The 20209-nt window shown below is 66.4% G+C and carries 17 protein-coding genes; 2 read left to right on the forward strand and 15 right to left on the reverse strand.

Annotated features, from left to right (window positions below; genetic code table 11):
* Window positions 1-18 precede the first annotated feature (18 nt).
* The gene (gene ftsY / locus NY08_RS07060; RefSeq protein WP_045199895.1) at window positions 19-1371 is read right to left on the reverse strand and encodes a signal recognition particle-docking protein FtsY; all 1353 of its coding nucleotides are present in this window, start codon (window positions 1369-1371) and stop codon (window positions 19-21) included.
* Between the two features lie 104 nt (window positions 1372-1475).
* Between ftsY and NY08_RS07065 the strand changes: the two genes are divergently transcribed.
* On the forward strand, window positions 1476-2108 hold the full coding sequence (locus NY08_RS07065; RefSeq protein ID WP_045195605.1) for a pyridoxamine 5'-phosphate oxidase family protein: 633 nt from the start codon (window positions 1476-1478) through the stop codon (window positions 2106-2108).
* A gap of 16 nt (window positions 2109-2124) precedes the next feature.
* Here the strand turns inward: NY08_RS07065 and smc are convergent, their stop codons facing one another.
* From smc to NY08_RS07130, 14 genes are all read right to left on the reverse strand, one after another.
* Complete coding sequence (gene smc / locus NY08_RS07070; protein ID WP_082073709.1) at window positions 2125-5856, reverse strand: chromosome segregation protein SMC; 3732 nt, start codon at window positions 5854-5856, stop codon at window positions 2125-2127.
* Window positions 5857-5916: 60 nt separating this feature from the next.
* The gene (locus NY08_RS07075) at window positions 5917-6192 is read right to left on the reverse strand and encodes an acylphosphatase (protein ID WP_045199898.1); all 276 of its coding nucleotides are present in this window, start codon (window positions 6190-6192) and stop codon (window positions 5917-5919) included.
* Entirely contained in the window at window positions 6189-7097 is a 909-nt protein-coding gene (locus NY08_RS07080; RefSeq protein WP_052683720.1) for an SMP-30/gluconolactonase/LRE family protein, read from the reverse strand. Before NY08_RS07080 ends, NY08_RS07075 begins: the two co-directional genes overlap by 4 nt.
* On the reverse strand, window positions 7097-7525 hold the full coding sequence (locus tag NY08_RS07085; RefSeq protein ID WP_045195607.1) for an OsmC family protein: 429 nt from the start codon (window positions 7523-7525) through the stop codon (window positions 7097-7099). Before NY08_RS07085 ends, NY08_RS07080 begins: the two co-directional genes overlap by 1 nt.
* A gap of 58 nt (window positions 7526-7583) precedes the next feature.
* Window positions 7584-8450: a bifunctional DNA-formamidopyrimidine glycosylase/DNA-(apurinic or apyrimidinic site) lyase gene (gene mutM / locus NY08_RS07090; RefSeq protein WP_045195609.1), complete on the reverse strand. Its 867-nt coding sequence runs from the start codon at window positions 8448-8450 to the stop codon at window positions 7584-7586.
* Complete coding sequence (rnc, locus tag NY08_RS07095; RefSeq protein WP_032397785.1) at window positions 8450-9232, reverse strand: ribonuclease III; 783 nt, start codon at window positions 9230-9232, stop codon at window positions 8450-8452. The genes mutM and rnc overlap by 1 nt, the downstream gene beginning before the upstream one ends.
* Before the next feature lie 26 nt (window positions 9233-9258).
* Window positions 9259-9441 carry a 50S ribosomal protein L32 gene (rpmF, locus tag NY08_RS25455; RefSeq protein ID WP_032397784.1) on the reverse strand — a complete coding sequence of 61 codons (183 nt, stop codon included), beginning with the start codon at window positions 9439-9441 and terminating at the stop codon, window positions 9259-9261.
* Entirely contained in the window at window positions 9442-10050 is a 609-nt protein-coding gene (locus NY08_RS07100; protein ID WP_032397783.1) for a YceD family protein, read from the reverse strand.
* A gap of 91 nt (window positions 10051-10141) precedes the next feature.
* Window positions 10142-10933, reverse strand: a complete 792-nt coding sequence (locus NY08_RS07105; RefSeq protein ID WP_032397782.1) for a DivIVA domain-containing protein — start codon at window positions 10931-10933, stop codon at window positions 10142-10144.
* Window positions 10934-11052: 119 nt separating this feature from the next.
* Window positions 11053-11541, reverse strand: a complete 489-nt coding sequence (coaD, locus tag NY08_RS07110) for a pantetheine-phosphate adenylyltransferase (protein ID WP_045195613.1) — start codon at window positions 11539-11541, stop codon at window positions 11053-11055.
* Window positions 11542-11577: 36 nt separating this feature from the next.
* The gene (gene rsmD, locus NY08_RS07115) at window positions 11578-12132 is read right to left on the reverse strand and encodes a 16S rRNA (guanine(966)-N(2))-methyltransferase RsmD (protein WP_045195615.1); all 555 of its coding nucleotides are present in this window, start codon (window positions 12130-12132) and stop codon (window positions 11578-11580) included.
* Window positions 12129-15545: a pyruvate carboxylase gene (locus NY08_RS07120; protein ID WP_045195617.1), complete on the reverse strand. Its 3417-nt coding sequence runs from the start codon at window positions 15543-15545 to the stop codon at window positions 12129-12131. The genes rsmD and NY08_RS07120 overlap by 4 nt, the downstream gene beginning before the upstream one ends.
* A 132-nt stretch (window positions 15546-15677) precedes the next feature.
* Window positions 15678-17954 carry an ATP-dependent DNA helicase RecG gene (recG, locus tag NY08_RS07125; protein ID WP_045195619.1) on the reverse strand — a complete coding sequence of 759 codons (2277 nt, stop codon included), beginning with the start codon at window positions 17952-17954 and terminating at the stop codon, window positions 15678-15680.
* A gap of 13 nt (window positions 17955-17967) precedes the next feature.
* Entirely contained in the window at window positions 17968-19647 is a 1680-nt protein-coding gene (locus tag NY08_RS07130) for a DAK2 domain-containing protein (RefSeq protein WP_082073710.1), read from the reverse strand.
* A gap of 275 nt (window positions 19648-19922) precedes the next feature.
* On the opposite strand from NY08_RS07130, the gene rpmB reads away from it, so the two are divergent.
* Window positions 19923-20114, forward strand: coding sequence for a 50S ribosomal protein L28 (rpmB, locus tag NY08_RS25460; RefSeq protein ID WP_008717389.1), 192 nt, complete (start codon window positions 19923-19925; stop codon window positions 20112-20114).
* The last annotated feature ends 95 nt before the right edge of the window (window positions 20115-20209 follow it).

Raw genomic sequence — 20209 nt, forward strand, 5'->3', positions numbered from 1 at the left:
GCCACCCTGCGGGGTCGATCAGCCGAGCAGCGCGTCCACGAACGCACCGGGCTCGAACGGTGCCAGATCGTCGGCACCTTCCCCGAGACCGACGAGCTTGACGGGCACTCCGAGCTCACGCTGCACCTGAAAAACGATGCCACCCTTCGCGGTTCCGTCGAGCTTGGTCAGCACGACACCTGTGATGTTCACGATCTCGGCGAAGACACGGGCCTGCGTCAGTCCGTTCTGGCCCACGGTTGCGTCGAGAACGAGCAGAACGTCGTCGACGTGGGCCCTCTTCTCGATGACACGCTTGACCTTGCTCAGTTCGTCCATCAGACCCGATTTGGTGTGCAAACGTCCCGCGGTGTCGATGAGAACCACATCGACGCCGTTCTCGATCCCTTTGCTCACCGCGTCGAAGGCGACCGCAGCCGGATCCGCTGCCTCCTTGCCGCGAACCACCTCGGCACCCACTCGCTCGGCCCAGGTCTGCAGCTGATCGGCCGCAGCAGCGCGGAACGTGTCGGCGGCACCGAGCAGCACCCGCCGCCCGTCCGCGACCAGCACCCGAGCCAGTTTGCCCGTGGTGGTGGTCTTGCCGGTGCCGTTGACTCCGACCACCAGCAACACCGCGGGGGCACCGTCGTGTGGCAGAGCACGAATGGACCGGTCGAACTCGGGGTGCAACTGCGCCACGAGAATTTCGCGCAGCAGGGCCCTGGCATCGGCTTCGGTGCGAATACTGCGGGCCGCCATCTGCTCACGCAGCGTCCGCATGATCTCCGCGGTGGTCGCCGAACCGATATCGGCGATCAGCAGGGTGTCCTCGACCTCTTCCCACGAATCCTCGTCCAGGTCGCCGCCGCCGAGCAGTCCCAGCAGACTCTTGCCCACCGCGGACTGAGATCGTGCGAGCCGCCCACGGAGACGATCGAGCCGGCCCTCGGTCGGGTCGATGGTGTCCAACCGGCGAGGCGCAGGAGCAACGGTGTCTTCCACCGGAGGCTCGGGCGCAACAGGCTCGGCGACGGTGACATCGGTCGCCGGGGCCTCGGGTTCGAGCACTTCCGGCTCGATCCAGACGGTCTCCGATTCGACCGGTTCGGCGGTGGGAACCACCGGCGGCGGCTCCACCGGCTTCGGCTCGGCCGGCTTGGGGGCCTTCGGGATCACGGGTTCGGCTGTCGCCGTTCCCTGACTGAACGAGAAACCGCTGCCCGCGGTGTAGCCACCGGATCTGTCCTTGGTGGCCGCGTCCTCGATTCGCGCCGCCTCGTCCGACTTGAGGGACACTCTCCGACGACGGGAGAGCGCCAGCCCGACGACGAGGACGACGAGCAGGACGGCAGCGATCGCCGCGACGATGATCCACGCTTGGTTACTCACGTGGAACATCCTCTCAGGCGATCGTGGCCGCTCGTCACCGGTGGTGCACCGACCGCGAAAAAGCGCTTCCCGCCCGGGAGTTCGAGTCGATAGCATTCACGGTCATGGAGTGGACCACGGTGCGTGACGCCGCCGAGCTGACCGAGATGTTCGGAACGCCGAGCTTCCGAGCCGCGAACAAGGACCGACGCACGCTGCACCCCCTCGACGTGCAGTGGCTCGCTGCCTCACCGTTCTGCCTCCTCGGAACCTCCGACGCGAGCGGGAGATGCGACGTCTCACCCAAGGGCGATCCGGCCGGCAGTCTGGTGCACGTCCTCGACGACACCACGATCGCCCTCGCCGAGCGGCCGGGCAACCGCCGGATGGACGGCTATCGCAACATTCTCGAGAACCCGTTCGTCGGCCTGAACTTCTTCGTCCCCGGCCGCGGCGACACCCTTCGCATCAACGGTCGCGCGTCCCTGGTCACCGACGCGCCGTTCTTCGACGAGCTTCGGGTCGAGGGTCATCGCCCGATCTTGTGCCTGGTCGTCGACATCGAGGAAGTGTTCCACCACTGTGCGAAGGCGTTCATGCGGTCCAAGTTGTGGCAGCCCGAGACGTGGGACGCCGACGCCATCCCCGATGTCGCCACTCTGACGAAGGCGTTGATTCCGCAGGCTCCCGAGACGGTGGAGGAACTACGCGAGTACTACGGACCGTCCTACGCCGAGCAGCTGTATCCGAAGCAGTAGCTGCGGCGGACGAACCTCAGGAGACGGTGTCGGGTTCGGCGACGACGGATGCCGCCTCCGGCTCGTGGGCGTCCGCTTCCACCGCGTCCGGCTCGTGGGCGTCGGGCTCCACTGCGTCCGGCTCCACTGCGTCCGACTCGGCCGCGGGCACCGCGACGCGGTCTCGGTTCAACCGCTGCGAGATGACGGTGGTGATGCCGTCGCCGCGCATGCTGACGCCGTACAGCGCGTCGGCCACCTCCATCGTCGGCTTCTGGTGCGTGATCACGATCAGCTGCGACTTCTCGCGAAGCTGCTCGAACAGTCCGATCAGACGACGCAGGTTGGTGTCGTCCAGTGCAGCCTCGACCTCGTCCATGACGTAGAACGGTGACGGTCGGGCGCGGAAGATGGCCACCAGCATGGCCACCGCGGTCAGCGATTTCTCGCCACCGGAGAGCAACGAGAGTCGCTTGACCTTCTTGCCGGGCGGGCGTGCCTCGACCTCGATGCCTGTGGTGAGCATGTCCGACGGGTCGGTCAGGATCAGTCGTCCTTCACCGCCGGGGAAGAGCTTGGCGAACACCCCGGTGAATTCTCGTTCGACGTCGAGCCAGGCCTCGGTGAAGACCTGCAGGATCCGTTCGTCGACGTCGGCGACGACGCCGAGAAGGTCCTTGCGGGCGGACTTGACGTCCTCGAGCTGGGTGGACAGGAAGTTGTAGCGCTCCTCGAGGGCCGCGAACTCCTCGAGGGCGAGCGGGTTCACCTTGCCGAGTGTGGCGAGGTCGCGCTCGGCGCGTTTGGCGCGCTGCTCCTGGGTGGCTCGGTCGAACGGCATCGGGGCAGGTGCCACCACCTGCTCACCCCGCTCCTTGGCCGCCTCGTACTCGGCCATCTCCAGTTCGGTGGGAGGCAGGGCCACATCGGGCCCGTACTCGGCCACCAGATCGTCGAGGCCGATGCCGTGCTGCTCGAGAATCGTCGTCTCGAGTTGTTCGATCCGCAGCGCTGCCTGCGCACGGGCGACCTCGTCCCGGTGCACGGCGTCGGTGATCGACGCCAGCTGACCCTGCAGGGCGCGGACCTGCTCTTTGACCTTGTCGAGCTCGATCGTGCGCGTTGCACGCTCGGCGGACAGCTCGTCGCGCCTACGGGCAGCGGCCGCAACGACCGTGGCCAACCGCGCGGCGACTTCTTCGCCCGCTTCCCCGACCGCCGCCGCCACTGCGGCCGCATGCCGACGCGCTGCGCTCTCGCGCTCGGCTCGCGCCCTGGCCTCACGCTCGGCTCGCGCCGCCCGTCGAAGCGAATCCGCCCGGCCCCGTACGGACTGTGCGCGCTCTTCGGCGGTCCGCACGTTCAACCGAGCTTCGACCTCGACGGCACGCACTTCGGTCAATGCCGCTGCCGCCATCTCCCGTTCCATGGTGGTCGCAGCGTCACCGCTCTCGCCGTCTCCCGCGAAACCGGATTGCTCGTCTTCTGCCGTCCGCAGGTTCTCTTCCAGCTCGGCCAGCCGCGCGATCGCTTCTTCTCGACTGGCCTCGGCAGAGCTACGCTGCGTCGTCAATCGCGCCGACTCCGCGTGAGCCGAACGCGCCAGTTGACCCAATCGGCCCAGCTGTTCGTACACCGCGGCCATCGCGGCGTCGGATTCGTTGAGTGCTGCGAGCGCTTGCTCGGCCGATTCGCGCCGATCCCGTTGTTCTTCCAGCGCGCCTGCCAACGCCGCGTCGAGCTCCTCCGCGCGGCGGACCGCCGCGGCCAACTCCACCGTCGATGTGTCGATGGCCGACTGAACCTCGAGGGTGCTCGGACGACGGTCCGAGCCACCGGTGACCCAACCGGCTTCGACGACGTCGCCGTCCTTGGTCACCGCACGCAGCTCACCGGAATCGGAGACCAGACGGTGGGCCGCGTCGAGCGAGTCGACGGCGACCACACCGTCGAGCAGGGCCGCCATGGCCCCGGCCAGCCGGTCCGGATACTCGATCAGGTCCAGCACCCATCGAGCGCCGTTCGGGAGGTCCGGACGTGGAACCGATTGCGCTGCAACGACATTGCCGTGCACGATGGACGCGCGACCACCGTCGGCCGCACGCAGCGCCAGCACGGCATCACGCGCGGCATCGAACGATTCGGCGTGTGCGGCATCGGCGGCCGGACCCATGGCCACTGCCACCGCGATCTCGTATCCCGGCTCGACCGTGAGATGGCCCGCGAGCAGACCCGACAGACCGTCCTGCTGATTCTCCACCAGCCACCCGGCACCGTCCTTGCGTTCAAGGCCCATCGTGAGCGCTTCGATCCTGGCCTCGAACGACGCCACCTTCTTGCCCGCGATGCGTTCTTCTGCCTGCAGCTCCGTCACTCGGGCGTCGGCATGTCGCAGCGCGGCGACGGCTCGCTCGTAGTGCGTGTCGAGGCTCAGTTCGCTCGCGTCGAGGGTGCCGATCTGATCCTGCACACTCTCGAATTCGCGCTGAGCCGATTCGCCGCGCTCGCGGGCCTCGTCGATGGCCACCGACAAACGCGCCACCTCCGCGTCGATCGACTCGACCTTGGTTCGGAAAGTATCGACTCGGCCGGACAGACGCGCGAATCCCTCGCGGCGGTCGGCCACCGCGCGCACGGCAGCGAGGTGGGCACGCTCGGCGGCCGCAGCGGCGGCTTCACGCTCGGCCAGCTGCTCACGTGCCGCCTCGAGGGTTTCGCGTGCCATCTCGACGGCCTCGACGAGTTCCATCTCTTCTTCGGCGACTCGATCGGCCTGCGCTTCGAGCTCGTCCGGGTCCTGTCCCCGACCGGTGGATTGCACGGCGTCGAGATGCCGAGCACGTTCGTGGGCAATTCGAACCGTCGCGTTGACCCGTTCGGCGAGGGCCGACAGACGGAACCACGTCTGCCCGGCGGCCTCGGCGCTGGGGGTCAGCCGGGCGACGGCCTGTTCGTGTTCGCCGAGTGCCACCGAGCCGGCTTCGAGGGCGTCCTGCACCATCGCGTACTGCTCACGCGCCGCTTCCTCGTCCTGGGTCTGGGTCGCGAATTCCTCGCGCCTGGCCACCAGGTCGTCGGCCACCAGTCGCAGCCGGGCGTCGCGCAGGTCGGCCTGGACGGTCTGCGCGCGACGCGCGACCTCGGCCTGCCTCCCGAGAGGCTTGAGTTGGCGGCGCAATTCCGTCGTGAGGTCGGTCAACCGCGCCAGGTTGGCCTGCATCGCGTCGAGCTTGCGAACGGCCTTTTCCTTGCGCTTGCGGTGCTTGAGCACCCCGGCTGCTTCCTCGATGAAGGCTCGACGGTCCTCGGGCCGCGATTCCAGGATCGCGGCGAGCCGGCCCTGCCCGACGATCACGTGCATCTCGCGACCGATACCGGAGTCGCTGAGCAGTTCCTGAACGTCCATCAATCGGCACGAACTGCCGTTGATCTCGTACTCACCCGCGCCGTCACGGAACATACGGCGGGTGATCGAGACCTCGGAGTAGTCGATCGGGAGTGCGCCGTCGGAATTGTCGATCGTCAGAGTGACCTCTGCGCGGCCGAGCGGGGCTCGACCCGACGTGCCCGCGAAGATGACGTCTTCCATCTTCCCGCCGCGCAACGCCTTGGCGCCCTGTTCACCCATCACCCAGGTCAGGGCATCGACGACATTGGATTTGCCGGAGCCGTTGGGGCCGACGACACAGGTGATTCCGGGCTCGAAACGAAGAGTCGTCGCCGAAGCAAAGGACTTGAAGCCCTTCAGCGTCAGACTCTTGAGATACATAGCGTCCGTACTTTACCGGCACGCTGCCCGAAAGTGCGCCGAGCCTCCCGCAACGGACGATCAGCGTTCGACGAATCCCGTCAGATCTCCGCGGGCGGTGTCCCAACTCTCCACGACGAGCGTGACCCTGCCCGGAGTCCGATCACCTCGGAGCAGGGCCAGGAGCGCCTCGAGATGATCACGTGGGCCCTCCGCTATCACCAGGACTCGTCCGTCCGCGTGATTGGTCGCGTGACCGACGAGTCCGAGTTCGAGTGCGCGCGAGCGAGTCCACCACCGAAACCCGACGCCCTGAACGAGCCCGTGCACCCACGCCGTCAACCGTTCGTCGTTCATGCCTGCCACCCGGGCTCGAGCTTCCAGACGGTTCCATCGAAACTGGTGGCGTACAACGCTTTCTCGTCGAATCCGACGCCGCCGAAGGCGACCGACGAGGTCAGCGGAACGCCGGTCGCTATCACACAGGAGGCACCGGATTCCGGATCGATACGGACCACCCTGCCGGCGAGATTCTGTGCGAGATAGACCGTTCCGTCGTCGCCGACGGTCAGGTCGTCCGACATCGCCAGTGGTCCGACACCGTCGATGCGAATGCGCGCGGACGGTCCGGACGGATTCTGCTCGTCGAGCACGGTGAGCGTGGTCTCGAGATCGAACGTGTTGGCCACGTACATCTTTCCGTTACCGATTCCGATGCCGTTGGCCGATCCCAGATCGGTACGCACCGTCGACACCGAACCGTCGACCGCAACGCGCGTCAGGCCGGAGAGGCCACCCAGGTTGCGGGTGGTGAACAGATCACCGGTCGCCGATCGCGCCAGCCCGTTGGGCATCGTCAGGCCCGACGCGTACGTCGACCGAACCCCCGTGCCGAGATCGATCGTGTCGACGGTGCCGGTTCGGGTATCGAGAAGACCTGCGGCAGCGCTGTTTCCGGTCGTGAAGTACAGCGTGTCGGCGTCGCGGACCAGTCCGCCAGGCGACCGGACGTCGGCGACGAGTGTGCCCCGTGCGCCGTTGGGGGCCACGGTACGCAGCGCGCCGGGTCCGATGAGAGAGGTCTCGGACACGATCATCGAGCCGCGGCCGTCGAACTCGAGGTTCTCGAGCACCCCGAATCCCGACGCCACCGTGCTCACCGACCACGGAGTGCAACTGCTCGACGCCTCGGCGGTGGGAGCCAGGGCGGTCGCCGTGCCGAAGATCAGACCCGCGACGATTACGGCTGCCCCGGCTCTCATCAGGCGTCCACGTCGATGTCCAAGGTGATCTTCGTACCCGCCTTCAGGGTGCGCCCGACGGTGCACACCTTGTCGATGGCGCGCTCGACGACAGTGAGCAGACGCTCCTGCGCCTCGGGGTCCATCGCGCCGAGGTCGACTCGGAGAATCTCGTTCAGTTCCGGGTACAGCTCGTTTTCGCGATCGGCGGCCCCGGAGACCTCGACGGTGGCGGCGTAGTCGTCGCCCAGTCGCCGCGAGAGCGGTAGGTCCGAGCTCATGCCGGTGCATGCGGCGAGTGCGATCTTGAGCAGCTCGCCGGGGGTGAAGACGCCCTCCACCGATTCCGACCCGACGAGCACTTCGGCTCCTCGGGAGCTGCGGCCGGTGTAGCGACGGGTGCCTGTGCGCTCGACCCAGAGGTTGGTCGGCGTGCTCTGTTCTGCCATGACGGAAATACTAGGCGGGCTGTTCAGGAGTCGAACCCGCGGAATGACCTGGGCGCTGTCAGCTGCGCACGTGTCGGGGTCGCGGCTGGCAGGTGGGGCAGCTGAACGAGCTGCGGTTCATGAACTTCTCGCGTCTGATCGGGGTTCCGCACCGCGAGCACGGCAGACCCTCCTGACCGTAGGCGTCTAGGGAACGATCGAAGTAGCCGGACTGCCCGTTGACGTTGACGTACAACGCGTCGAACGAGGTTCCACCCTGCGCGAGGGCCTCGCCCATGACGGCGTGCACTGCGGTCAGAAGGCGCCGCAGCGCCGGCCGCGTCAGCGCCTCCGCGATTCGATTGCCGTGGATCTTCGCGCGCCACAGCGCCTCGTCGGCATAGATGTTGCCCACGCCCGAGAGCACCGTCTGATCGAGCAGTGCCCGCTTGATCTCGGTGTGCTTGCCGCGCAACACGTCGACCACCGATTCGGCGTCGAACAGTGGATCGATCGGATCGCGGGCGATGTGTGCGACCGGTTCGGGTAACTCCGTGCCGTCCACGGTGACGATCGGGGCGAGCGCCCAGCCGCCGAAGGTGCGTTGATCGACGAACCGCAGATCGGCACCGTCGTCGAGTCGTACCCGGATCCGGAGGTGCTTCTCGTCCGGGGCGGATGGCGGCTGCACCAGCATCTGTCCGCTCATGCCAAGGTGCACGACGGTGGCGAAGTCGCCGGGTTCCATCACCAGCCACAGGTATTTACCGCGCCGGCGAGCCGAGGAGACGCGCTGACCGCGCAGCTGGCCGATCAGATCGAGGCCACCGAGATCGTGACGCCGCACGGCGCGAGGGTGCAGAACTTCCACCGATTGCATCGTCCTGCCGACGACGTGAGATTCCAGACCGAGCCGGACGACCTCGACCTCGGGGAGTTCCGGCATCAGGATTCGTCGGTTGCCGGCTCGCCGGGAATCGCGGTGTCGTTGTTCGACAACGTGTTCCACGCCAGACTGGCGGCCTTCTGTTCGGCTTCCTTCTTCGACCGACCGATACCGACGCCGCGCGGGAATCCGCCGACCAACACGGTCGCGGTGAATTCCTTGTCGTGGTCGGGTCCGGTCGACGAGATCTCGTACGCCGGAACGCCGAGTGCACGTTCGGCGGTCAGTTCCTGCAGGCTCGTCTTCCAGTCCAGCCCGGCACCGAGCTTGGGAGCTCGATCGAGGAGGCCTGCGAACAGCGTCAGGACAACGGTGCGAGCGACGTCGATGCCGTGCTGAAGGTGGATTGCACCCAGCAACGACTCCATGCCGTCGGCAAGGATGCTCGGCTTGTCGCGCCCACCGGTCTGTTCCTCGCCCTTACCCAGCAGCAGATGGCGACCCAGTCCGCCGTCACCGAGACCGCGCGCGACTTCCGCCAAGGCGTGCATGTTGACCACGCTCGCCCTGATCTTGGCCAGCTGACCTTCGGATTTGGTGGGATGCACCGCGTAGAGGTGCTCGGTCACCGCAAGACCGAGAACGGAATCTCCCAGGAACTCGAGCCGCTCGTTGGTGGGCAGACCACCGTGTTCGTACGCGAACGATCGGTGCGTCAGCGCCAACGTCAGCAGAGGTTCCGACAGGGAAACACCGATGGCGGCGAGGAGCGACTCTCGGTCGTCCCCGCCGCCGGCGGCAGTGGAGCTATTCTTCTGAGAACCGCTGTTGTGCCGGTCCACTACTTCGTTTGTCACGTAAGCGGAAATCAGACCGCTGCGACGACCTGGCGGCCCTTGTAGGTGCCGCACGAGGGGCACGCGATGTGGGGCAGAGTCTTCTCGCCGCAACCGCGGTTGGGGCACGTCACGAGGGTGGGCGCAGTGGTTTTCCACTGTGCACGACGCGACCTCGTGTTGGAACGCGACATTTTGCGCTTCGGGACAGCCACTTACTTCTCCTCGGCTTCGTTGTTCACAAGTTCTGTGCTCGGTTCTGGATCCACGCCAAATTTGGCTGCAAGACCAGCCCAGCGAGGATCAATTGTATCGTGACTGTGGCCGGATTCAGCAATCGCCAGGCGAACGCCGCATTCTGGGCACAATCCCTCGCACTCGTCGCTGCACACGGGGTGGAGTGGAAGCTCCAGACCGACCGCGTCGACAATGACGGGTTCGAGATCTATCAGGTCGTCGACGATGCGGTGAATCTCGTCCGCATCGGTTGTCTCCTCGGTGATGCTGTTCGGGTACGCGAACAACTCCGTCAAGTAGACGTCGACGTTGCCACCGACCGGGTCGAGGCAACGAGTGCACTCCCCGGCCGTGGCCGCTCGTACGGAGCCGGTGACGAGAACGCCCTCCGAGACCGCCTGCAACTGCAGATCGAGCGAGACCGGAACACCGGCTTCGATGGCTATGGCATCGAGGCCGATTCGGGAAGGAGCCGGAACCGTCCGCTCGATGGCCTTCGTCGACCCGGGTCGACGACCGAGGTTGAGAATGTCCAGAACGAATCCGTCGTCCAATTCCGGACGGGTCGTTCTCTTGGGCGGGGGCACGTCTGTTCTTCCTTACTGTCGGTATGCCTACTGTCGGTAAGCAACCCCACAACGATACGCATACGTGCATACGAGGGCAAATCGCTGTCGATCAGTGGCGGCTGCGACGCCCCTGCTCCTGGCTCCCGTACGCGGATTCTCCGTACGGCTCACTGCCGTACTCGGGCACGCCCGAGCCGGTTCGCAGCTGCTGACGCCCACGTCCGACCGAACGAATGGTGCCGCTGAGGAACTCCTCGAACTCTGCAAGCTTGGTGTCGACGTAGACGTCGCACTCGCTGCGCATCCGGTCCGATTCGGCGTGAGCGCTGTCGATCACCCGAGCCGACTCGGCGTGGGCCGCCTGAACGACCTCGGTCTCCGACACAAGGCGGTTCTGTTCGGCAGTACCGTCTGCGACGGACCGCTCGTACGACGCCGTCCCGGACTCGATCATCCGATCGGCCTCGGTGCGGGCGCGAACGGTCAGAGCCTCGTACTCGCGCTGGCCTTCGAGCACCGTTCGCTCGGCCTCCGCCTCGGCATCGGCCACGAGCTGGTCGGCATGCGCCGACGCCTCGGACACCATGCGATCTGCCTGCGCCTTGGCGTCGGCGAGAATGCGATCGGCCGAATCCCGAGCGTTCTCGACCGTGTTCTGGGCCTCGGCGTTGGCGGTGCCGACCGTCTTCTCCGCGGTGGCCCTGGCATCGCCGACGAGCTTGTCGCGATGGTCCAGTACGTCCTGGGCGTCGTCCAGCTCGCCGGGGATCGCGTCCCGAACGTCGTCGAGCAGTTCCAGGACATCGCCGCGAGGGACGACGCACCCGGCAGTCATCGGAACGCCGCGCGCCTCCTCGACAATGGCGACGAGCTCGTCGAGCGCCTCGAATACGCGGTACACCGGTTACCCCAATCGTCGAATCTGCCACTGCGCGGTCTTCACTCGCAGTGCTGCGCTGTTCAGTCTGCCCGCCGAGGCGGACGTCTGCGCTATACCGGCTCGGTGTGTCGCTCTTCGAACTACTCTGCGGCCCGCTCGGCGATACGGGCGGTCAGGCGGTCCTGAACGAAGGGCGGCAGCATCCCGGTGACGTCTCCCCCGAAGGTCGCGACTTCCTTGATCAGCGAACTGGACAGAAAGCTGTGCGCTGGATTCGCCGGGAGGAACAGCGTGTCCACTCCGGTGAGGGTTCGATTCATCTGCGCCATCTGCAACTCGTAGTCGAAATCGACCGAACTGCGCAAACCTTTGATGATCGCCGAAAAGCCTTCTTGCCGAGCGTAATCGACCAACAGTCCGTACCACGAGCCGATCCTGACGTTCGGCAGATGCTCCGTGGCGACCTCGAGCATCTCGATCCGCTCGTCGATGCTGAACATTCCCTTCTTGCTCTTGTTCACCATCACCGTGACCACCACCTCGTCGAAGGCTGCGGCCGCCCGCTCGAAGATGTCGAGGTGACCGTTGGTCACCGGGTCGAAGGATCCAGGGCAGAGTGCGCCAGTCATGCCCGCGAACCTATCAGCCGATCCCGTGCACGCTCGCTACGCACGTGCAGCGATCTCGATTCGACTCTCGCCGTACTTCTTCGACTTCTCCGGGACCAGTCCGGTCGGCCATCGGGTCTCCGGCGAACGCGACGACCGCTCCAGGACGACGACCGCATCGGGTGTGAGCCATCCCCCGACGACGAGCCTGTCCAACAGCCCGGCGACGGCAGTGTCGGTGACGGCATACGGCGGGTCGGCCAACACCAGGTCGTACTCGGCATCCGCTGCCCCGGCCAGCACGGAGGCCACCGGGGCGCAGCGGACCGAAGCGCCGGGCAACCCCACCGACTCGATGTTCTTTCGCACCACCGCCGCCGCTCGGGCATCGGACTCGACCAACACCGCCGACGACGCTCCACGCGAGAGTGCCTCCAGCCCCAGTGCTCCCGATCCCGCGAACAGATCCAGTACCGCGGCACCGCCGAGTTCCATCCGACTCTCCAGCGAGCTGAACAGCGCTTCGCGAACTCGCTCGGAGGTGGGGCGGGTGCCCTGGCCGGGAACCGACAATCGTCGACCACCCGCGACACCCGCCACGATCCGCGTCATTCGCTGCCGGCCTCTTCGCCCGTCGACCCCCCACCGATGACGACGAGCAGATCGCCGCCTTCCACCTGCTGCACACCGGAGATCGCCAACCGGGTCACGGTGCCGCCGCGGGGAGCGGTGATCGCGGCCTCCATCTTCATCGCCTCGATCGTGGCGACGGTGTCTCCGGCCGAGATCTTCTGCCCCTCCTCGACCGACAGCGTCACCACACCGGCGAACGGTGCCGGAATATGACCGGAGTTGGATCGATCCGCCTTCTCGACCGTGGGGGCCTCGCTCGAGATGGACCGGTCACGCACCGAGACCGGACGCAACTGTCCGTTCAGGATGCACATGACGGTGCGCATTCCGCGCTCGTCGGGGTCGGAGATCGCCTCGAGCCCGATCAGCAGTTCGACGCCCTTCTCCAGGGCCACCCGATGCTCCTCGCCCTGCCGCAGGCCGTAGAAGAACTGATTGGCCGACAGCCGCGTCGTATCGCCGTACTTCTCGCGGTGAGCGGCGAGTTCGGCTGTGGGACCGGGGAACAACAGACGGTTGAGAGTCTCGCGGCGCTGAGCCGAGGTGCCGTCGAGGTTCTTCTCGTCCTCATCGGTGAGCGGTGTCACCGGCTTGCCCTCGCCACGACCCTCCAGCGCCTTCGTCCGCAACGGTTCCGGCCATCCGCCCGCAGGCGTACCCAGATCGCCGCGCAGGAATCCGATCACCGAATCGGGGATGTCGTAGCGACCGGGATTCTCGGCGAATTCCTCGGCGGACGCGCCTGCACCCACCAGAGCAAGTGCCAGGTCGCCGACGACCTTCGAGCTCGGTGTCACCTTGGTCAGACGGCCCAACATGCGGTCGGCTGCAGCGTAATTGGCCTCGACGGTCTCGAACCGATCACCGAGACCGAGCGAAATGGCCTGCTGTCGTAGGTTCGAGAGCTGTCCGCCGGGGATCTCGTGGGTGTACACGCGACCCGTCGGTGCAGGCAGACCGGACTCGAACGGCGCGTACACCTTTCGCACGGCTTCCCAGTACGGCTCGAGGTCACAGACGGCCTGCAGATTCAGACCGGTATCGCGCTCGGTGTGCGCGGCAGCAGCCACGATCGCCGACAACGCAGGCTGGCTGGTGGTGCCTGCCATCGCGGCGCTGGCACCGTCGACGGCGTCGGCCCCGGCCTCCCATGCGGCGAGGTAGGTCGCGAGCTGACCACCGGGTGTGTCGTGGGTGTGTACGTGAACGGGCAGATCGAAGTTCGAGCGCAGTGCCGTCACCAGAGTCTTGGCTGCGGGTGCGCGAAGCAGTCCTGCCATGTCCTTGATGGCGAGCACGTGCGCGCCTGCGTCGACGATCTGCTCGGCCAACTTCAGGTAGTAGTCGAGGGTGTAGAGGTTCTCGTTCGGGTTCGACAGATCACCGGTGTAGCTCAATGCCACCTCGGCGAGCGCCGTGCCGGTCTCGCGCACGGCATCGATGGCCGGACGCATCTGATCGACATTGTTGAGCGCGTCGAAGATGCGGAAGATGTCGATGCCGGTGTCGGTTGCCTCGGCGACGAAGCTGCGGGTCACCTTCTCCGGGTACGGGGTGTAGCCGACGGTGTTCCTGCCGCGCAGCAACATCTGAATTGCGATGTTCGGCACGGCCTCTCGCAGGCTGGCCAATCTCTCCCACGGATCCTCGTGCAGGAATCGCAGTGCCACGTCGTAGGTGGCACCGCCCCACGCCTCGATGGAGAGCAGCTGCGGCGTGGTGCGCGCGACGTACGGAGCGACTCCGAGCAGTCCGCTCGTCCTCACGCGCGTGGCCAGCAACGACTGATGCGCGTCGCGGAACGTGGTGTCGGTGACGCCGAGGGCTTTTCGATTGCGCAGATCGCGAGCGAACCCCTCGGGTCCGAGCGCAAGCAGCCGTTGCCTCGAACCGTCCGGGATCGGGGCTGCGAAGTCCACCGGCGGCAGCTTGTCGTGCGGGTACACCGACGACGGACGCTCGCCGTGCGGCTTGTTCACCGTCACGTCGGCCAGGTACGCGAGAATCTTGGTGCCGCGGTCGCCCGAGGAGCGCGAGGTGAGCAGTTCGGGGCGCTCCTCGATGAACGAGGTGGTGACCCGGCCCGCGGTGAAGTCGGGATCGACCAGAACCGCTTGCAGGAACGGGATATTCGTGGCGACACCGCGAATCCTGAACTCCGCCAGGGCTCGTCGGGCACGCGCCACGGCGGTGTCGAAGTCACGGCCTCGGCAGGTGAGCTTGACGAGCATGGAGTCGAAGTAGGCACCGACCTCGGCACCCAGAGTGGTACCACCGTCGAGGCGCACTCCGGCACCGCCCGGCGTCCGGTACGCGGTGATGCGTCCGACATCCGGGCGGAATCCGTTCGCCGGATCCTCGGTGGTGATGCGGCACTGCAGAGCCGCACCACGCAGCACGATGTTCTCCTGCTGCAGACCGAGATCGGCAAGTGTCTCTCCCGAGGCGATCCGCAGCTGGGACTGCACCAGATCCACATCGGTCACCTCTTCGGTGACGGTGTGCTCCACCTGAATTCGAGGGTTCATCTCGATGAAGACGTGATTACCACGGGTGTCGAGCAGGAACTCGACGGTACCGGCACACGAATAGCCGATCTGCTTCGCGAACGCGACGGCGTCGGCGCAGATCTTCTCCCGCAATCCCTCGGGCAGATTCGGAGCCGGAGCGAGCTCGATGACCTTCTGATGCCGACGCTGCACGCTGCAGTCGCGCTCGAACAGGTGCACCACGTTGCCCTGGCCGTCGGCCAGGATCTGAACCTCGATGTGCCGGGGATCGATCACGGCTTGCTCGAGGAACACGGTCGGATCACCGAAAGCCGATTCCGCCTCGCGCGCAGCAGCTTCGATGGATTCGCGCAGCTGCTCGGGCTCGGCCACTCGGCGCATACCGCGGCCGCCACCGCCCGCGACGGCCTTGACGAACAGCGGGAACGTCATCGACTCGGACTCGGCGACGAGCGCGTCCACATCGGACGACGGCTCCGACGACGCCAGCACCGGAAGCCCAGCCGCCTTGGCTGCCGCGATCGCGCGGGCCTTGTTGCCGGTCAGTTCGAGAACATCGGCGGACGGGCCGACGAAGGTGATGCCTGCCTCGGCGCACGCTGCGGCCAGATCCGGGTTCTCGGAAAGGAATCCGTATCCGGGGTACACCGCGTCCGCACCGCTGCGTTTGGCAGCGGCGACGATCTCGTCGACCGAGAGGTACGCGCGAACGGGATGGCCCTTCTCCCCGATCTGGTACGCCTCGTCGGCCTTCGTCCGATGTACCGAGTTCCTGTCCTCGAACGGGAACACCGCAACGGTCGAGGCCCCGAGTTCGTAGGAGGCGCGGAAGGCACGGATGGCAATTTCACCGCGGTTGGCAACCAAAACTTTGGAGAACATTGGCTCAACTTACCCGGCAGCGTCGGCCACCGAGGCGTACTGATCTCATCATGCGGGACGATGTGCTCGATTTCCTCCACTGAAACGGTGCAGTAGGTAACGACCGACCCCTCGACCGCTCCTGTCCACCCGTCAGGACTTCTGCAGGTAATCGACTCGATCCGATCGCCAAGCCGATCGCATCATCGACGCGATGCCGGGATCGTTCGCCAGCGACGGGTCCTGCGCGAACAGGGACCGGGCGCAGTCCTGCGCGTCCGCGATAATGTCCTCGTCGTCGATGAACGAGAGCAGCCGCAACCCGCTGACCGTGCCCGACTGTGCAGCTCCGAGAACGTCGCCCTCGCGACGAGTGGCCAGATCCAGCTTGGCCAGCTCGAAACCGTCGTTGGTCGCTGCCACCGCCTCGAGCCGGGCGAACGAGCCGCCCGCGGGGCTGAGATAGCTGATCATGATGCACAGGCCCTGATGCCCACCTCGGCCGATTCGGCCTCGCAACTGGTGCAGTTGGCTCACGCCGAATCGGTCCGCATCCATGATGACCATGACCGTCGCGTTGGGAACGTCCACTCCCACTTCGACCACCGTGGTGCAGACCAGGACGTCGATCTCGCCGGAGTTGAACTCGGACATGGTGATGTCCTTGTCGTCTCCCGACAGTCGTCCGTGCAACAGACCCACGCGCAGATCGTGCATCGGTCCGGTGGAGAGGGTCTCGTACAGATCCACCGCAGCCGTGGTCTCGGGGCCGTCCTCCGCGCTCGCACTCTTCTTCTTCGCAGCGCTCTTCTTCCCCGTCTCCGCGTCCTCGTCGTCGCCGATGCGGGAGCACACCACATAGGCCTGGCGACCGGCTGCCACTTCCTCGTGAATACGCTGCCACGCTCGATCCACCCAGCCCGGCTTGCTCCTGGCAGGCACCACGTTGCTGACGATGGGCGATCGGCCGCGGGGCAGTTCGGTGAGCACCGACGTCTCGAGGTCACCCAACGTCGACATCGCGATGGTCCGCGGGATGGGGGTTGCGGTCATCACGAGCAAGTGCGGACTGGTGTTGTCGCGAGCTTTCGCGCGCAACGCATCTCGTTGCTCGACGCCGAACCTGTGCTGTTCGTCGACGACGACCATCGCGAGATCGAGAAATTCGACGCGGTCCTCGATCAGGGCGTGGGTGCCGATCACGATGCCGGCATCACCGGTGACGGCGTCGAGCAGCGCGGATCGCTTGGCCGCAGTGGACATCGAACCGGTCAACAAGGCGACCTTGGTCGCCAGCTCGTGCGATCCGAGTTCGCCGCCGGCCGCGAGGCTCCCGAGCATCGACCGAATCGAGCGCGCGTGTTGGGAGGCGAGAACCTCCGTCGGTGCCAGCAACGCACACTGATGCCCGGCATCGATCACCTGCAGCATCGCCCGCAGGGCAACGATCGTCTTGCCCGAGCCGACCTCACCCTGCAACAGTCGCGACATCGGATGCGGTGCCGACAGATCGTGGGCGATCTCGGCTGCCACCTGGTGCTGGCCGGCCGTCAACTCGAACGGCAGACGCCGATCGAACTCCGCGGCGAGACCGTCGGTGATCGGTGGGCATCGCGGAGCCACGCGGGTGGATGCGTCGCGTCGGCGGTCGGCGAGGACGAGCTGAACGGCGAGCGCCTCGTCGAACTTCAGCCGCTCGCGCGCAGAGTCCTTGTCCTGTGCGGTATCCGGGAAATGGACCGACCGCAGCGCGGTGTCGATGTCGACGAGACCGCGCTGCGCACGAACCGACTCGGGCAACGGATCGACCACGTCGTCGAGTTGGTCGAGCACCTGTCGGACACAGCGCATGAAGGTCCAGCTCTCGACGTCCTTCGCGGCCGGGTAGATGGGCACGAACGCGCGATCGAACACCGACATGTCCACGGCACCGGAGGAATCGACCGAGCCGCGAGCGAGTCCGGCCAGGGTGCCACCGCCGACGATTCGACCTGCAGGCACGACGGCACCGTCGTTACCGTCTCCGCCGAGAATCACGTAGCTGGGGTGCGTGAGATTCCACCGCTTGCCGAAGTACTTGACCTTGCCCGAGAACATTCCTCGACGACCGGGCAGCAGAACGTGCTTGAGCTTGTGCGGACTGAAGAAGGTAGCGTCGATCCGCTGCCCGTCGGCGGCGAGTGTCACGGCAAGGAACTGACCGTTGCGGTTCTTCATCGAACGCAGCGTCGCGGACTCGACCGTTGCGACGATGGTGATGTGCTCGCCCTCGGGCGGCTCCTTCTCCCCCAGCTCCGAACCGTGCGTCATGTAGCGGTGCGGATAGTGCCGCAGCAGGTCCTCGACGGTGTGAATTCCGAAGACGTCGGCCAGCGGCGTCGCCGCCGCGGCTCCCAGGATGTGATCGAGCCGATCCACCAGCGTTGCCATTGTCCGAGATTCCCTATTCCACTCCGAATTGCACGAGATCCCCCGGCTGTCCACCTGTATAGACCACCACGTCGACTCCGGGGTGTGCGCCCGCCACGTACTCGGCCAACCGATCACCGAAGTCATCCGACGCCTGGGCCCCGACGAGCACCGTCACCAGCTCCCCTCCCGTGGCCAGGAGCTGATCGAGCAACCGACACCCCGCATCGAGAGGACGAGCGGCGACGATCACCACCTCCTGCCCCGCCAGCCCGATGCAGTCGCCCGGCTCGCAGGTGCCGACCCACGTCAGAGATCGCTCCTGTGCGATACGCAGAGAACCCCACCTCGTGCCCGCCGCCGCCTCGGACATCGTGAACGCGTCGTCGACTGCGGCGCGGGCGGCATCGTGCACCGCGAGCGCGGCCAGTCCCTGCACCATCGCCGAACACGGCAACATCACCACGTCCTTGCCGTCCGCTCGGGCAGCGGCGCCGACCGCGACGAGTTCCTGCGCGGACAACGCGCCGTTCGGCAACACCAACACCTCACGATGCTTCATCCCGACGATCGCGCGATGCAGCACCGAGGAGTCGATCGCCTCGTCGCACCGCACCACCGTCGCACCTTCCTGAACGTAGAGGTCTGCGGCACCGTCACCGGCCACCAGCGCCAAAATATCGCGACCGACCGACAGCACCGCTGCGTCGCGGCTTTCGGGGATCGCGACTGCGGCGAACTCGGCCGGACCGAAACACGAGATACGCACTCCGCGAACATCTCCGGCGGCGATGCCGCGGTCGACGGCACCACCGGGGTCGGTGGTGTGTACGTGCGCGGACCAGGCCCCGGAACCGTCACCGGCGACGACGACCGAATCTCCGATGTCGGCCAGTGCTCGGCGAAGTTCCGCCGCCCCCGCGTCGTCCGGCCCGTGCACGACGTAGACCACCTCGTACCCGAGGGAGCGAGACGATCCGTACTCCGACACCGCCACGGGTGCACGGCCGCAGTCCGACGAGAGGTTCGGCGCATCGTCGCCCGTCCGGCGTTCGTGCTCGTGTGGGCGACGGTATCGCCTGCGCGGCGGGGTGCGGCCGATCACCACCTCCACGAACGCGTCGACGATCACCGAGAGACCGAGAGCTCCTGCGTCCACGACACCGGCCTCGCGGAGTTCGGCGAGTTGGTCCGTCGTGCTGTCGACAGCTCGAGCAGTGGCCTCGGCGATGTCGACCACCAGCGTGGAGAGGCTGACATTGGCATCGTGCGCCGAGGCTTCGCGATCGGCTGCGGCCAGAACGGTGAGCATCGTGCCCTCGACGGGAACGCTGACCGCGCCCGCGACCAGGACTCTGGCGCGACGCAGCATCGCCTGCATCGACACCGTGTCCAGCGGGCCGTCCGCTGCGGCCTCGGCGACGGCGCGCAACAGCTGGGACACGATCACCCCCGAGTTCCCCCGTGCCCCCGCGACCGCCCCCACTGCCAGCGCTCGCCCGATGGAGCGGGCGTCCGCAGCGGGCCCGGCTGCGCGCATCGATTCCACCGCGGCGCGGAAGGTGAACATGAGATTGGTGCCGGTGTCCGAGTCGGGGATGGGGAACACATTGAGTGCATTGATCTCGTCGCACCGTGCGGTGAGGGAATCGACGCAGTGGTAGGCCCACCGACGCAGGGCCGCGGCATCGATCGATTCGAGAACGTCGACCACCTCGGCCAGCCTCCCCCCGCGTCACGTCCCTCACCTCGTCCGAACTCCCTCGCGGACAGTGCCCGAAGCTTAGTCGGGCATGATCGGTGGCGCGCCGTACGTGAGCCCCGCGGAGCGTCTGCCGTGGCGGTTTGGTGATTGCGTGCGACGCCGCTATTCTTGCAGGGTTGCCTCGAGGCGATCTTCACGCATTGCAATCCTTGCATCTGCTCGTAGTTCGTTTCGATGTCTTCGACCACATGTATCGATCAACATCTATCAAGGAGTTCGCGACTATGGCTGCCGTCTGCGACGTATGCGCCAAGGGGCCCGGCTTCGGTAAGTCGGTCTCGCACTCGCACCGACGGACCAACCGTCGTTGGAACCCGAATATCCAGACCGTTCACGCTCAGGTTGCGCCTGGTAACTCCAAGCGCATGAACGTGTGCACCTCCTGCTTGAAGGCAGGCAAGGTGGTCCGGGGCTGATTTCGGCCTCGCTCTTCGTTTTCCTCCACGGCGTTCCTCGCGTGCGAGAACTGTGCCCCGCCCCCGTATTCGGAGGCGGGGCACAGTCGTCGGTG

The organism is Rhodococcus sp. B7740 (assembly GCF_000954115.1).
Lineage (GTDB): Bacteria > Actinomycetota > Actinomycetes > Mycobacteriales > Mycobacteriaceae > Rhodococcoides.